The sequence below is a fragment of the Amycolatopsis sp. NPDC028719 genome, from assembly GCF_055565395.1.
Genome location: NZ_JBVHUL010000005.1, coordinates 147129 through 160226 on the forward strand (window position 1 = coordinate 147129; position 13098 = coordinate 160226).

Here is a 13098-nt window from a genome sequence, read left to right on the forward strand (position 1 = left end):
GCGAAGAGGAGCGGGGCGCGAACCCTATCCTGGTGTTCGTGAACTGGACTGTGGACGTCCCCGTCGACACCCTGCCCGAACTGCCGCCGCTGCCGCCCGAGCTGCGGGCGCGGCTCGACAAGGCGCTGGCCCTGCCCGCGGCGCAACAGCCGGAGTGGCCCGACCCGGACGCGACCCGGCGGGTCCGCGGCGTGCTGGAGAGCGTGCCGCCGATCACGGTCCCGGCCGAGATCGACCGCCTCAAGGGCCGGCTCGCGATGGTCGCCCGCGGCGAGGCCTTCCTCCTGCAGGGCGGTGACTGCGCGGAGACGTTCGAGTCCAACACCGAGCCGCACATCCGCGCCAACCTGCGCACGCTGCTGCAGATGGCGGTCGTGCTGACCTACGGTGCGAGCCTGCCGGTGGTCAAGGTCGGGCGCATCGCCGGCCAGTACGCGAAGCCGCGCTCGGCCGCGACGGACGCCCTGGGCCTGCCGGTCTACCGCGGCGACATCATCAACTCGCTGGTCGCGAAGCCCGAGCTGCGCGTGCCGGACCCCGGCCGGATGATCCGCGCCTACGCGAACGCGGGCGCGGCGATGAACCTGGTCCGCGCCCTCACCGGCGCCGGCATGGCCGACCTGCACCAGGTGCACGACTGGAACAAGGACTTCGTCTCGGCGTCGCCGGCGGCGCAGCGCTTCGAGGCGCTGGCCAACGAGATCGACCGCGGCCTGCGGTTCATGTCGGCCTGCGGGGTGACGGACACGTCGCTGCAGTCCACCGAGATCTTCGCCAGCCACGAAGCGCTGCTGCTCGACTACGAGCGTTCGATGCTGCGCCTGGACAACGCCGACGCGGCGAACCCGAAGCTGTACAACCTGTCGTCGCACTTCCTCTGGATCGGCGAGCGGACCCGGCAGCTGGACGGCGCGCACATCGCGTTCGCCGAGCTGCTGGCCAACCCGATCGGGTTGAAGATCGGCCCGACGACCACGCCGGAGCAGGCCGCGGAGTACGTCGAGCGGCTCGACCCGCGCAACGAGCCGGGCCGGCTGACGCTGATCGCGCGGATGGGCAACGGCAACGTCCGCGAGGTGCTGCCGGGCATCGTCGAGCGGGTCGAGGCGTCCGGGCACAAGGTCATCTGGCAGTGCGACCCGATGCACGGCAACACGCACGAGTCGTCCACCGGCTACAAGACCCGCCACTTCGACCGGATCGTCGACGAGGTCCAGGGCTTCTTCGAGGTCCACAACCAGCTGGGCACCTACCCGGGCGGCATCCACGTGGAGCTGACGGGCGAGGACGTCACGGAGTGCCTGGGCGGCGCCCAGGAGATCTCGGACATCGACCTGTCGGGCCGCTATGAGACGGCCTGCGACCCGCGCCTGAACACCCAGCAGTCACTGGAGCTGGCGTTCCTGGTCGCGGAGATGCTCCGCGGCTGAGTCTCAAGCGCCCCAATGTGGCCTTCGGTGCGTTGAACGCACCCAATGTGGCCTTCGGTGCGTTGGACGCACCCAAGGCCACATTGGGGCGCTGGGGTCAGGAGGCGTCGAGCAGGCGGTCCGCGGCCTTCAGCACCGCGTCGCGCAGGGAGCCGACGTCCGGGACCGCTTCGCCGTTGACCTGCAGTCCGATGTGGACCGAATCGCGGTACGTCGCCACCGCGATGCCGACCGCGTGCCGCGGGGCCAGCGGGACGAACGGGTAGAGCTCCGCCAGGTGGGCGCCGCCGAGGGACAGGCGGGCCGGGGGCACCGGGACCGTCGTGATCACCAGGTCGAACAGCATCGGCGCGGCCAGCCCCGCCGTGCGCGTGCCCAGCCGGTGCAGCAGCGGCGGGACACGGTCGGCCAGCAGCGGGAGCGCGCCCGCGCCGCGGCTCGGGCCCGCCGCCTTGTTGCGGGTCATCGCCCGGCGGACCACCCGCAGCCGCTCGGCCGGGTCGTCCTCGCCGACCGGGAGGTCGCACAGGTACCCCGACAGCTTGTTGCCGCCGACCTGGCCGCCCGCCCGCCCGCGCACGCTCACCGGGATCAGCGCGCGCAGCGTGCGGCCGTCGGCGCGGTGGCCGCGGTTGACCAGCCATTCGCGCAGTGCGCCGGAAAGCACCGCCAGCACGACGTCGTTGGTCGTGCCGCCGTGGGCCTTGCGCACCTGGCGCAGGTCCGCGAGCGGGAGCCGGACGAACCCGAGCCGTCGTTCGGCCGACGTCGGCGCCGACACCGGCGACAGCGGTGGCCGCGCGGCACGCACCAGGGAGGACGCGATCCCGGCCGTCTCGTTCGCCTGGCCCCAGACGGTGCCCAGCGCGTCCTTCACCGTGTCCAAAGTGGACCGCGGCGCCGGGATCGGCCGCGGCGCCGGGATCCGCTCCGGCAGTTCGACGCCGTCGAGCAGGCCGGCCGCGACCGCGTAGGCGCCGGCACCGTCGGTGAGCGCGTGGTGTAGCTTCAGCAGCAGCGCGAACTTCCCGTCCGGCAGGCCGGTGACCAGGGTGAGGTGCCACAGCGGCCGGGACGTGTCGAGCGGCTCGGCGATCCACCGCGACGCGTACGCGGTCAGGGGGTCCGGTTCGTACAGCGAACTGAGGGTCGCGTGGTGGATGTGGTCCGCCGCAACGAATCCCGGGTCGTCGGCCCAGCTCGCCGACCCCGGCGGGAACAGCTCGGCGCGGGCCCGCTGGCGCAGTTTCGGCATCCGGGCGGCACGTTCGGCCAGCAGGGCGGTCACCGCGGCGGGGTCGACCGGACGGCGGCCGGCGAAAGTGACCACCGCCCCCATGTGCATCGGGGAGGTCTCGCTTTCCAGGCACAGGAAAGCGACGTCGAGCGCGCTGAGCGGAGAGCCTGCCATGGGCGACCTTTCCGGGTTCGCGAGTGTGCACGGCCACGTGCGTCGGAAGGGGAGAACCGGCGTCTTTCGGGGGTCCGGGTGGCGGAGCCCCCGGCCCGGGGCGGCGCCCCGGTGACAGCACTGCACCAGCCCGACATGACGGCCGGGTGGTCGAAGTGTTTCCACGACGCTAACTACCCACCCCGTTCATCCATTCGAGATACCCCGGGTGCCGGTGCGCGGGGTCACAGAGCACGGAACGCGCTACTCCGCGGGGGTGGACCCGGGTTCTTCCGCCCGCACCACCGGCGTCCCCCATTCGGGGGTGAGCGCCACCTGCTTGCCGACGCGGCGCACCGGCAGGCCGTTCGCCTGCCGCTTGCCCAGCCCCGGCCAGATCTCCGCGGCGTCCTTCGCGGCGGCCCGGATCGCGCCGCCGTCGAGCGTCGTGCGCGTCTCGGCGATCTCGCGGTCCGTCCACTGCACGACCAGCTTCAGCGGGCCGGCCGGCGGGAGCGGCCACAGGAACACTTCGTGCTCGACGGCGAAGCGCGTGCCGCCGACGGGCTGCGCCCGCAGCACCGGTTCTTCCGGTTCGGACGCCGACGGCACCGAGATCGTCTCGGAGCTCGCCCGGCTGCCGTCGGCGTAGAGCACGCCGATGAGCAGCCCGTTGTAGTCGGGCTTGCGCCGGTGGTCGATCAGGCCCTCGGCGGGGTCGTCGACCAGGCTGTCCCGGGAGTACACCGTGATGCGCAGCGTGAGCGACTGCGGCCAGACCTCGACGGCCCGCAGCGCGACGATCGTGCGTTCGGACCGGCCCAGCGGCTGCGCCAGCGGCAGCACCGCCGGGACGATGTGCTCGCGCGGGGGATCGGTCCAGTGCCGGCCGTTGAAGGCGTAGAGCTCCTGCTCAGGCACGGGGAACAGGGGACGCTCGCGGGGACCGCCGGTGAAGAAGCTCATCGGGCGGCCCGCGACCCGCTGTCCGGCACCATGCGCCCACGGTAGGACAACCGCCCGGGAATTGCCGCCCCCGAACGGGCGTACGGCCCCTGCCTCCCGTGATCCGGGACACAAGGGCCGTACGCAGCGTCACTCACCGGTCGCTCGATTCGAGTTCCTAGTCGGTCAGCTTCAGTTCGCCGTTGGAGACGGCCTTCTTCTCGAGTTCCTTCTCGGTCGGCTTGGCCATCGCGTCCATCAGCTGCCGGGCCAGGCCGAGACCGGTCCCGCCGAGCGACAGCGCCTTCGCGAACATGTCGGACATGCCCTCGGCGCCGTTGAGCACGACCATGTGGTCGACGTTGCCGAACGCGCTCGCGCCCGCCTCGACGATCTCCGGCCAGCGCTCGGCCAGCTGCTGCGCGACGACGGCTTCCTGGTTCTCGGCCAGCGCCGCGGCGCGCGCCTTGATGGCGTCCGCCTCGGCCAGGCCCTTCGCCCGGGCCGACTCCGCTTCGGCGAGACCCTTCGCCTTCGCGGCTTCCGCCTCCGCGAGACCGCGGGCCTTGGCCGCGGCCGCCTCGGCTTCACCGGTCGCCCGGGTCGCGCCCGCCATCGCCTCGGCACGCGCCTTCGTGGCCTGCGCCTCGGCCTCGGCGGCCGTCTTCACGCGGGTCGCGTCCGCCGCGGCCCGCAGCTCGGTCTCCTTCGCCTCGGCCTGGGCCTTGGCGATCGAAGCGTCACGGGCGGCGTCCGCCGCGGTCCGCGTGTCGTACGCCTTCGCGTCGGCCGGCTTGCGCACCTGCGACTGCAGCCGCTGCTCGGCCAGCGCCGCTTCCAGCTCGGCCGCCCGGGTCTCCTGGACGACGACCTCCTGGCGCGCGGTCGCCTCGGCCAGCGGACCCGACTGGGACATCTTCGCCCGCGCCTGGTCGACCTCGGCCTGGTAGCCGGCCTGCTGGATCTGGCTTTCGCGGACCGCGGCCGCCTTCTTCGCCGCGGACATCTGCTCGACCTCGGCGGCTTCCTGGTCGCGCTGCGCCTCCGCGATACGAGCCGACGCGGCGATCGCGGCGGCGTGCGGCTTGCCGAGGTTGTTGATGTAGCCCGACTCGTCGTCGATCTCCTGGATCTGCAGCGAGTCGACGATCAGCCCCAGCTTGATCATCTCCGTGGCCGAGGACTGGCGCACCTCACCGGTGAGCGCGTCCCGGTTGTGGATCATCTCCTCGATGGTCAGCCCGCCCACGATCGAGCGCAGGTGCCCGGAGAACAGCTCGTGGATCGTGTCGTTCATGCCCTTTTGCTGGTCCAGGAACCGGCGGGCGGCGTTGGCGATCGACGCGAAGTCGTCCCCGACCTTGTAGATGACGACGGCCCGCACGGTGACGGGCAGGCCCTGCTTGGTCACGCACGAAACCTGCAGGTTGACCCCGCGCGTGTCCAGCGACAGGCGCCGCGCGGTCTGGAACCCGGGGATCACGTTCACCCCGCGGCCGGTGATGATCTTGAATCCCAGGCTGTCCGCGGTGTCCGCGCGGTCGACCCGCACGCCCAGCCCGGAGATGATCAGCGCTTCGTTCGGCTCGGCGACCTTGTACAGCAGCCGCAGGACCCCGAAGACCACGATCAGCACGACGATGAGCCCACCCGCCGCGTACAGCAGGACTTCGACGAGACTCATGGCACCGACCCCCTCGTTTTCTGTTGTCAGGTTGTGTTGGTGCCTCTTCGACGCCGTCAGCGGCCCAGCGGTTGCCACCGCTCGACATAAACCGTGCGCGGGGGTTCGAAGTCGACCACGAGCACCTGGGTGCCGGAGGAGAAGGTCGCGTCCGGGTCGGCCGGGTAGGCGTAGAACGCCTCCGTGCCGCCCCGGACGTTGAGGAGCACCTCGCCGATGAGGCCGGGGCCGATCGTGCCGGTCACGCGGCCTCGGCTGCCGATCATCCCCCGAAGCCCTTCAGCTTGACCTTGCTGCCCTTCTGCACGAACGTGCCCGGCTGCGGGTCCTGCTGGAAGACGAAGTCGAACCCGCCGCCCCCACCACCGGGCCCGCCGCGGCCCCGGCCGCCGTCGCGGTCGGCCTTCAGCCCGGCCTGCTCGAGGATCTTCTGGGCGTCGTCGAACGAGCGGAACCGGACGTCCGGCACCTGGACCGCGTTGTTGACGAAGACGCCGATCCGCTTCTCCTTGGCCTGCGAGTTGGCCGGGGGGTCGGTGCGGGTGACGGCCCCGCCCGGGACCTCCTGCTTGAACTCCTCGCCCGCCTGGAACGGCTCGAAGCCGGCCTGCTGCAGCAGCTGGAACGCCTCGTCCTTGTTCCGGCCGCTGACGTCCGGGACCGGCGGCAGCGGGATCGGGCCCTTCGACACGATGAGCGTGACCTGGCCGCCGATGTTCAGCTGGCTGCCGGCGCCCGGCGTGGTGCGGATGACCGCGCCCTGCGGGACCTCGGCGTCGTAGTCGTCGGTGCCGCGGACCGGCGTCAGCTGCGCGGTCTTGATCGCCTGCTCGGCGTCGGGCAGCGCGGTGCCCGGCCGGATGTCCGGCACCGCCGGGCGGCCCTTCGACAGCACGACCGACACCGTCGAGTTCGGCGCCAGCGGCGTGCCCTCCGCGGGCTCGGCCCGCAGCACGGTGTTCGACGGCACCGAGTTGTCGTACTCCTGGCTGAACTGCGGGGTCAGCTTCACCGCCCGCAGCGCGTCACCCGCCGCGGCCTGGTTCAGCCCGACCAGCTTCGGCACGGACGCGGTCTTGTCGCCGCCGGTGTCGGTGACCATGAAGATGAACGCCGTGAGCAGCCCGCCGAACAGCAGCACCGCGCCGGCGATGATGGCGATCCGCTTCCGGTTGTCCGCCGGCTTGTCCGGCTCGGGCTCGCTCCGGCGCCGCGGCACCGGCGGCCGCACGGGCGGGATCTGCTGGGTGATGCCCGGGGGCGGGGTGCCCGGGTGGCTCAGCGCCCGCGTCGCGTTCGGGCGGTGCACCGGCATCGTCTTCTCGGTGTCCGGCAGCACCTGCGGGATCCGCGGCAGCGTGCGCTCGGTGTCGGCGAGGTCGCCCTGGCCGTGGGACACGGGGACCGGCACGGTCACCGGCAGCAGGCCCAGCTGCGCGCGCACCGCCGTCAGCTCGGTGAGGAAGTCCCCGGCGTCGGCGGGGCGCAGCGCCGGGTCCCGCCGGGTCGCGCGGGTGATCAGCTCGTCCAGCGCGGGCGGCAGGTCGGGGCGCAGCTCGCTCGGCCGCGGGACGTCGTCGTTCACGTGCCGGTACGCCACCGAAATCGCGGTGTCGCCGGTGTAGGGCACCTGCCCGGTGAGCATTTCGTAGAGCAGGATGCCGGCCGAGTAGACGTCACCCCGTGCGGACGCCGAGCCGGTCGCGACCTGCTCCGGCGACAGGTAGGCGACCGTGCCCAGGATGACGCTCGAGCTCGTCGTGCCCGCGCTCGCCACGGCCCGCACCAGGCCGAAGTCGGCGACCTTCACGACGCCGCCGGTGTGCGGCCCGGACCGGCCGATCAGCACGTTCTCCGGCTTGACGTCCCGGTGCACCAGGCCCGCCCGGTGCGCGGAGGCCAGCGCCGAGAGCACCGGCTCCGCGACGCTCAGCGCCAGCGCGACGTCCAGCGGGCCCTTGTCCTCCAGGAGGTCGCGCAGCGTCCCGCCGTCGACCAGTTCCATGACCAGGAACGCGAGCCCGGACTCGGCGCCCTGGGGCAGGTCGAAGCCCTGGTCGTGCACCGCCACCACGTGCGGGTGGTGCAACTGCGCCGCCGACTGCGCCTCCCGGACGAACCGGTCCACGAACGACCGGTCGTCGGCGAACCGCGGGTCCATGATCTTGATCGCGACCGGACGGTCCAGCCGGGTGTCGGTCCCCCGGTAGACGGAAGACATCCCCCCGTGGGCGAGCAGCCGGTCCACCCGGTAGCGCTGCTCGAGGAGCGTGCCGACCAGGCCGGGTTGGGTGCGAGTCACGAGTATGGATCGTACGGAACCGCACACGGTTGGTGGAGGAGACCTGGCGGGTCACCCGTGCGCACTAACGGGCGTGAGTGCGGAATGTGGCAGAGTGTCACGTGTGAGTGGGATTCCTGTCGCCGACGACGTCCTCGACACCGCCATCGCGGTCCTCCCGTTGGGAGAGGTCGCGAACGTCCTCGGGACCTCCGCCAACAAGGTCCGCCAGATGCTGCGTGACGGGCAGCTGATCGCCTTCAAGCGCGGCGGTGACCTGTGCGTTCCCGGCGCCTTCTTCGTCAAGGACGGGATCGTGAAGGGTCTCGCCGGGACGATCACGGTGCTCGCGGACTCCGGGTTCTCCCGGACCGAGATGCTGCGGTGGCTCTTCGAGACCGACGAGAGCCTGCCGGGCAGCACCCCGATCAACGCCCTGCGCACGAGCCACGGCACCGAGGTGAAGCGGCGCGCCCAGGCGATGGCCTTCTGACCTGCGCAGACAGACCGCCGCGGCACTGAGCTGGACAGCCGCGGCGGCGATCAAGCACGCCGGGAGCGACCAGGTCGCGAGGGGCCCGGCGGCGGCCGCCCCGGCCGCGAGACCGGTGATCTTCACGCTCGCCGCCGTTGTGAACACCTGCGCCCGGACGTGCTCCGGCGCTTCGCGGTGGCGGATCGCGAACAACGCCGTGAGCTGCGGTCCTTCGCCGACCCCGGCGATCGCGGCCGCCGCGACCAGTCCGGGGACGCCGGGCGCGAGCGCGGCCACGGTGCAGCTCAGGGCCAGGACCAGCGTGCTCAGCCAGACCGTCCGGTCGGGGGACCACGGCAGCGGGTGCCGCGCGAAGACCGCGTTGGCCAGCAGGGACGCGGTCGCCAGCACCGTCAGCAGCAGGGCGCCGTCGGCCGGGCCGCGCAGGTGCTCCGCGCCCAGCAGGGGATAACAGACGGTGACCATCCCGATGCCCGCGCAGGAGATCGTCGACGCGCACGTCGCCCGCCTCAGCGGGGCGTTGCGCACGAGAACCGTGAAGCCGTCCTTGAGGCGGGTCCTGGTCGTGCGGCGTTTGCGGGGGAGGGCCCACGCCACCGGGACGGCGGCGGCGACCAGGACGACGGCGGTGGCGAGCCCGGCCGGACCGCCGAGGAGTCCCGCGAGCCCGGGACCGGCCAGGGCGGCGGCGGTGAACGTCGGCGCGTCGAGGCGGCTGGCCTTCTGGAGCCTCGGCCCGGCGACGGCGGGCAGTTGAGCGGTCCAGCCGCCGGCGATGGCCGGGTTGAGCAGGCCGGTCACCATCGCCACCCCGACCACGGCTTCGAGCGGCAGGTGCCCGAAGGCGGCGCTGACGAGGGCGATCCCGCCCGCGTAGCCCAGCAGGGCGGTGGCGAGCAGCCGCCCCGGCGCCGGGCTGCGGTCGAGGAAGGCCCCGAAGACGGGCCCGCCCACCGCGGCGGCCACGGTCAGGCCGGCGAGCAGCGCGGAACCGGCGTGCGGGCCTTCTCGGAGGCCGAGCAGCAGGAGGGCGGGGCCGGACAGCTCGTCGCCGGTCCTCGCCAGCGTCGCCCCGACCAGGTAACGCCTTATCATTCACAAGACGTTACAGTGGGGCATGGCCTTTCCGCACCGGGATTCCGTGCAGCGCGCGGTCGACCTGCTGGGTGTTCTGCTCTTCGACGCGGAGCCTTCCGCGATCACCCGCGTCTTGCGGTCCCACGGAGAACCGGACGTCCGGCTGTCTTCAGAAGACGTGGCGGAGCTGCGCGCGGCGGCGGTGGAGCTGCGGGCGGTGTTCGCGGCACCCGACGCGGCTTCGGCGGCGGCGGTGCTCAATCGGCTCTTCGCCGCTTACGCGAGTCCCCCGCGCCTGACGGACCACGAAGAGGGCTACGGCTGGCACCTGCACGCGGACGCGGCGGACGACGGCCCGTGGGGAGCGTGGCTGGTGACGTCGTCGGCGCTGGGGCTGGCGGCGCTGCTGGCCGAGCGCCAGGACGTGCCGGGAGGGCTGTGCGCTTCGGCGTCGTGCGGGAAGCCGTTCGCCCACACCGGCGGCGGCAGTCCGCGCCGCTACTGCTCGCCCCGCTGCGCTACGCGGGAGCGGGTCGCCGCCCACCGGGCCCAAAAGCCGTGAATGTCGCATTGAGGGACTCTGAGTCCCTCAATGCGACATTCACGGACCGAGGTCAGGCGCCGGTCTTGTCGCGCCAGGCGATCCACGACTTGAGGGCGCCCAGGTCGTAGTCCGGGCCGCCCACGCCGACCGTGAACGTCGTGACGCCCAGGCTCAGCAGCTTCGGGCCCAGCTCGTCCGGCTCGCCCTGGACGCCGCACGACCGCTCGATCTCGGCCGGGTCGCGGCCGACGTCCCCGCAGTGCTGGTCGAGGATCTTCACCTTGCGCTCGACGACCTCCGGGTCGCCGAAGCCGTGCCAGATGTCGCCGTGCTTGGCGACCAGCTTGAGGGTCTTCTTCTCGCCGCCGCCGCCGATGAGGACCGGGATCTTGCGGGTCGGCGCCGGGTTCAGCTTGCCGAGGCGCGACTCGATGCGCGGCAGCGACTCGGCCAGGTCGTCGAGGCGGCCGCCCGCGGTGCCGAACTCGTAGCCGTACTCGTCGTAGTCCTTCTCGAACCAGCCCGAGCCGATGCCGAGGATGAGCCGCCCGCCGGAGATGTGGTCGACCGTGCGGGCCATGTCGGCCAGCAGCTCGGGGTTGCGGTAGCTGTTGCAGGTCACCAGCGCGCCGATCTCCACGCGGGACGTCGACTCCGCCCACGCGCCGAGCATCGTCCAGCACTCGAAGTGCGCGCCGTCGGGATCGCCGTACAGCGGGTAGAAGTGGTCCCAGTTGAAGACGATGTCGGCGCCGAGGTCCTCGGCGGCCGAGGCGGTGCGCCGGATGGTGTCGTAGTCGGCGTGCTGCGGCTGGAGCTGCAGGCCGATCCGGATGCGTCGTTCGGTCATGACCGCAGCCTACGACCGCCCCGGAACGTCTCGCGCGCCCAAACCGTGGCCAAGGGGGGTAGCGCGACCACCAGCCTGCGGGACTTCGGCACCACCGCCCGCCTGGTGAGGATGTCGTAGTCCAGGGCCACGATCTCGTCCAGGATCCCCTCGTACAGCGTCAACGCCGTCCGCACGCACGGCCGCGATTCCGGGCGCAGCAGCGAAACCCCGGCCTCGGCCCGCCGGTACACCGCCCGCGTCCGCGCGACGAAGTACGCCAGGGCCGCGCGGATCCGCGGGTCCGGCCGCCGCTCCTCCAGCAACGCTCGCGAGACGCCGAAGGCCGCCAGCTCCGCCCGAGGCAGGTACAGCCGGCCGCGGTCGAGGTCCTCGCCGACGTCGCGCAGGAAGTTCGTCAGCTGGAACGCCTCGCCCAGCGCGATCGCACCCGGCTCGGCGTCCGCCAAGGCGCCGACCGTGCCGAACACCGGCAGCATCTGCAGCCCGATCACCGCGGCCGAGCCGTACATGTACTCGCCCAGCTCGGCGAACGTCGTGTACTCGACCGGCGAAAGGTCCATCCGCATGGACTTCAGGAACGCGTCGAACAGGCCGCGTTCGATGCCGTACCGGCGCACCGTGTCGGCCAGCGCCGCGAGCACCGGGTCGGCCGGGGTTCCGCCGTCGAAGACGACGTCGACCAGCGCGCCCACCCGGTCCAGCTCGGTCGCCGGGTCACTGCCCGGGGAAGGGTTGTCGACCAGTTCGTCGGCCATCCGCGCGAACCCGTAGAGCGTGTGCGCGGCAGGCCGGGCCCGCGCCGGCAGCAGCCGGGTGGCCAGGAAGAACGTGCGCCCGTGGTGGGCGTTGATGCGGCGGCACTCGGTGTAGGCGGCGCGCAGCGCGGGCTCGGTGATGCCCGCGGCGTCGAGTTCGTTCACCGGCCGGTGATCCTTTCCGCAGCCAGTCGTCCGGAGATGAGCACGGGCGGGATGCCGACGCCGGGGGTCGTGCCGCAGCCGGCGAGCACCACGTTGCCGGCCGCGCGCACCAGGTTCGCCGGCCGGAACGGGCCGGTCTGCGCGAACGTGTGCGCCAGCGAGAACGGCGTCCCGGCGGCGAGCCCGCGCGCCGCCCAGTCCGCCGGGGTGATGGTCTCGTCGACGGTGAACTCGTCGCCGAACCCGGTCAGCCCCCGCGCTTCGAGCGTGCGAAGGAGCTCTTCGCGGTACGGCTCGCGTACGCGCTCCCAATCGATCGGCCCGCGACGCAGGTTCGGGGCCGGCGCGAGCACCGAGACGATCTCGCCGCCGCGCCCGGCCAGCCCCGGGTCGGTCGCCGTCGGGCGCGTGACCAGCAGCGACGGGTCGCTCATGAGCTTCCCCTCGCGGATGATCTCCGCGAACGTGCGCTCCCAGGCGTCGCCGAAGTAGATCGTGTGGTGCCCGAGGTCCCACGCCCGCGTCGCCCGGCCGTGCAGGACGACGGCCGACGGCGAGTACCGCAGCGGCACCGGCCGGCGGGGCCGAGCGCCGATGAGCCGGTAGGCCGCGCTCAGCTCGGTGGCGAGCACGACGGCGTCGCAGGCGATCCGCTCGCCCGAGCGCGTGCGGACTGCGCGCACCCGCGAATTCACCCGCTCGAGCCACGCGGCTTCGGTGCCGAACCGTACGTCCGCGCCCGCCCGGGTCGCCGCGCCGGTCATCGCCCGGCCGATCTCGCCCATCCCGCCTTCGGGGTAGTAGACGCCGCCGACGGTGTCCATGTACGCGATGACGCCGTACGCGCCGATCGCGGTCGCCGGGTCGAGACCGGCGTAGAGCGCCTGGAAGGTGAACAGCCGCCGGACCCGCTCGTCGAGCAGGTAGCGGCCGACCCGCGGGCCGAGCCGGCCGAACCCGCCCAGCGCCGCGAGCTTCGCCAGCTCGGGGCGGGCCAGGTCGAACGGCGAGTCGAAGTTCGTCGCCAGGAACCGGTCCTTCTGCGCGGCGTACAGCTCGGTCAGCCAGCGTCGCAGCGCCCGGTAACCCGCCGCCTCGCGGCCGCCCGCGAAGGCGCGGATCTCGGCCTCCATGGCGTCGCCGTCGGTGTGCAGGGCCAGCTCGCGGCCGTCGGCGAACCGTGCCCGGTACGCCGGGTCGAGCCGGGTCAGGCGCAGGTTCTTGGCCAGGGGCTCGCCGACCGCGGCGAACGCCTCTTCGAGCAGCTCGGGCATGGTCAGCACGCTCGCGCCGGTGTCCACGGCGTTGCCGTCGAAGGTCTCCTGCCCGGCGCGCCCGCCCGGGGCGCCCGCCTGTTCCAGCAGCGTGACGCGCCGTCCGGCGCCGAGCAGGTGCAGGGTCGCCGAAAGCCCGGCCAGCCCGGCGCCGATCACGACGACGTGGTCGGCCGCCCCGATGGATCTATTGTTCGTGCGCAC

The 13098-nt window shown here is 72.8% G+C and carries 12 protein-coding genes; 4 read left to right on the forward strand and 8 right to left on the reverse strand.

Translation table 11 applies throughout. From position 1 onward, the window contains the following. The first annotated feature begins 38 nt into the window (after nucleotides 1–38). A complete protein-coding gene (locus tag ACZ4TR_RS23980; RefSeq protein WP_465289102.1) occupies nucleotides 39–1430 on the forward strand; it encodes a class II 3-deoxy-7-phosphoheptulonate synthase in 1392 nt (463 codons plus the stop codon). A gap of 97 nt (nucleotides 1431–1527) precedes the next feature. Here the strand turns inward: ACZ4TR_RS23980 and ACZ4TR_RS23985 are convergent, their stop codons facing one another. The 5 genes from ACZ4TR_RS23985 to pknB form a co-directional block, all read right to left on the reverse strand. Further along, a complete protein-coding gene (locus ACZ4TR_RS23985) occupies nucleotides 1528–2841 on the reverse strand; it encodes a wax ester/triacylglycerol synthase family O-acyltransferase (protein ID WP_465289103.1) in 1314 nt (437 codons plus the stop codon). A 243-nt stretch (nucleotides 2842–3084) separates the two neighbouring features. Further along, nucleotides 3085–3786 (reverse strand): hypothetical protein, encoded by a 702-nt coding sequence (locus tag ACZ4TR_RS23990; RefSeq protein ID WP_465289104.1) that lies wholly within the window; start codon nucleotides 3784–3786, stop codon nucleotides 3085–3087. A gap of 157 nt (nucleotides 3787–3943) precedes the next feature. Beyond that, on the reverse strand, nucleotides 3944–5449 hold the full coding sequence (locus tag ACZ4TR_RS23995; protein ID WP_465289105.1) for an SPFH domain-containing protein: 1506 nt from the start codon (nucleotides 5447–5449) through the stop codon (nucleotides 3944–3946). 56 nt (nucleotides 5450–5505) lie between these two features. Beyond that, a complete protein-coding gene (locus tag ACZ4TR_RS24000; RefSeq protein ID WP_284741042.1) occupies nucleotides 5506–5715 on the reverse strand; it encodes a hypothetical protein in 210 nt (69 codons plus the stop codon). After that, nucleotides 5712–7751 (reverse strand): Stk1 family PASTA domain-containing Ser/Thr kinase, encoded by a 2040-nt coding sequence (gene pknB, locus ACZ4TR_RS24005; protein WP_465289106.1) that lies wholly within the window; start codon nucleotides 7749–7751, stop codon nucleotides 5712–5714. Before pknB ends, ACZ4TR_RS24000 begins: the two co-directional genes overlap by 4 nt. Before the next feature lie 103 nt (nucleotides 7752–7854). Between pknB and ACZ4TR_RS24010 the strand changes: the two genes are divergently transcribed. The 3 genes from ACZ4TR_RS24010 to ACZ4TR_RS24020 all read left to right on the forward strand — a co-directional run bounded on the left by ACZ4TR_RS24010 (nucleotide 7855) and on the right by ACZ4TR_RS24020 (nucleotide 9865). Beyond that, nucleotides 7855–8223 carry an Rv2175c family DNA-binding protein gene (locus ACZ4TR_RS24010; protein WP_465289107.1) on the forward strand — a complete coding sequence of 123 codons (369 nt, stop codon included), beginning with the start codon at nucleotides 7855–7857 and terminating at the stop codon, nucleotides 8221–8223. 460 nt (nucleotides 8224–8683) lie between these two features. Further along, nucleotides 8684–8983: a hypothetical protein gene (locus ACZ4TR_RS24015; RefSeq protein WP_465289108.1), complete on the forward strand. Its 300-nt coding sequence runs from the start codon at nucleotides 8684–8686 to the stop codon at nucleotides 8981–8983. Nucleotides 8984–9343: 360 nt separating this feature from the next. After that, nucleotides 9344–9865 (forward strand): CGNR zinc finger domain-containing protein, encoded by a 522-nt coding sequence (locus ACZ4TR_RS24020; RefSeq protein ID WP_364529191.1) that lies wholly within the window; start codon nucleotides 9344–9346, stop codon nucleotides 9863–9865. 52 nt (nucleotides 9866–9917) lie between these two features. On the opposite strand, the gene ACZ4TR_RS24025 is transcribed toward ACZ4TR_RS24020, so the two are convergent. From ACZ4TR_RS24025 to crtI, 3 genes are read right to left on the reverse strand one after another with little or no spacing between them, the layout of a single operon-like run. Continuing rightward, on the reverse strand, nucleotides 9918–10697 hold the full coding sequence (locus ACZ4TR_RS24025) for an LLM class F420-dependent oxidoreductase (protein ID WP_465289109.1): 780 nt from the start codon (nucleotides 10695–10697) through the stop codon (nucleotides 9918–9920). Then, entirely contained in the window at nucleotides 10694–11620 is a 927-nt protein-coding gene (locus tag ACZ4TR_RS24030) for a phytoene/squalene synthase family protein (RefSeq protein ID WP_465289110.1), read from the reverse strand. The genes ACZ4TR_RS24025 and ACZ4TR_RS24030 overlap by 4 nt, the downstream gene beginning before the upstream one ends. Then, on the reverse strand, nucleotides 11617–13098 hold the full coding sequence (crtI, locus tag ACZ4TR_RS24035; RefSeq protein WP_465289111.1) for a phytoene desaturase family protein: 1482 nt from the start codon (nucleotides 13096–13098) through the stop codon (nucleotides 11617–11619). The genes ACZ4TR_RS24030 and crtI overlap by 4 nt, the downstream gene beginning before the upstream one ends.

Excerpts from the sequence above, each read along its gene's own strand:
- ACZ4TR_RS23985 (WP_465289103.1), bottom strand. The coding sequence starts at position 2,841 with ATGGCAGGCTCTCCGCTCAGCGCGCTCGACGTCGCTTTCCTGTGCCTG.
- ACZ4TR_RS23990 (WP_465289104.1), bottom strand. The coding sequence starts at position 3,786 with ATGAGCTTCTTCACCGGCGGTCCCCGCGAGCGTCCCCTGTTCCCCGTG.
- ACZ4TR_RS24025 (WP_465289109.1), bottom strand. The coding sequence starts at position 10,697 with ATGACCGAACGACGCATCCGGATCGGCCTGCAGCTCCAGCCGCAGCAC.
- ACZ4TR_RS24000 (WP_284741042.1), bottom strand. The coding sequence starts at position 5,715 with ATGATCGGCAGCCGAGGCCGCGTGACCGGCACGATCGGCCCCGGCCTC.
- ACZ4TR_RS23995 (WP_465289105.1), bottom strand. The coding sequence starts at position 5,449 with ATGAGTCTCGTCGAAGTCCTGCTGTACGCGGCGGGTGGGCTCATCGTC.
- ACZ4TR_RS24020 (WP_364529191.1), top strand. The coding sequence starts at position 9,344 with ATGGCCTTTCCGCACCGGGATTCCGTGCAGCGCGCGGTCGACCTGCTG.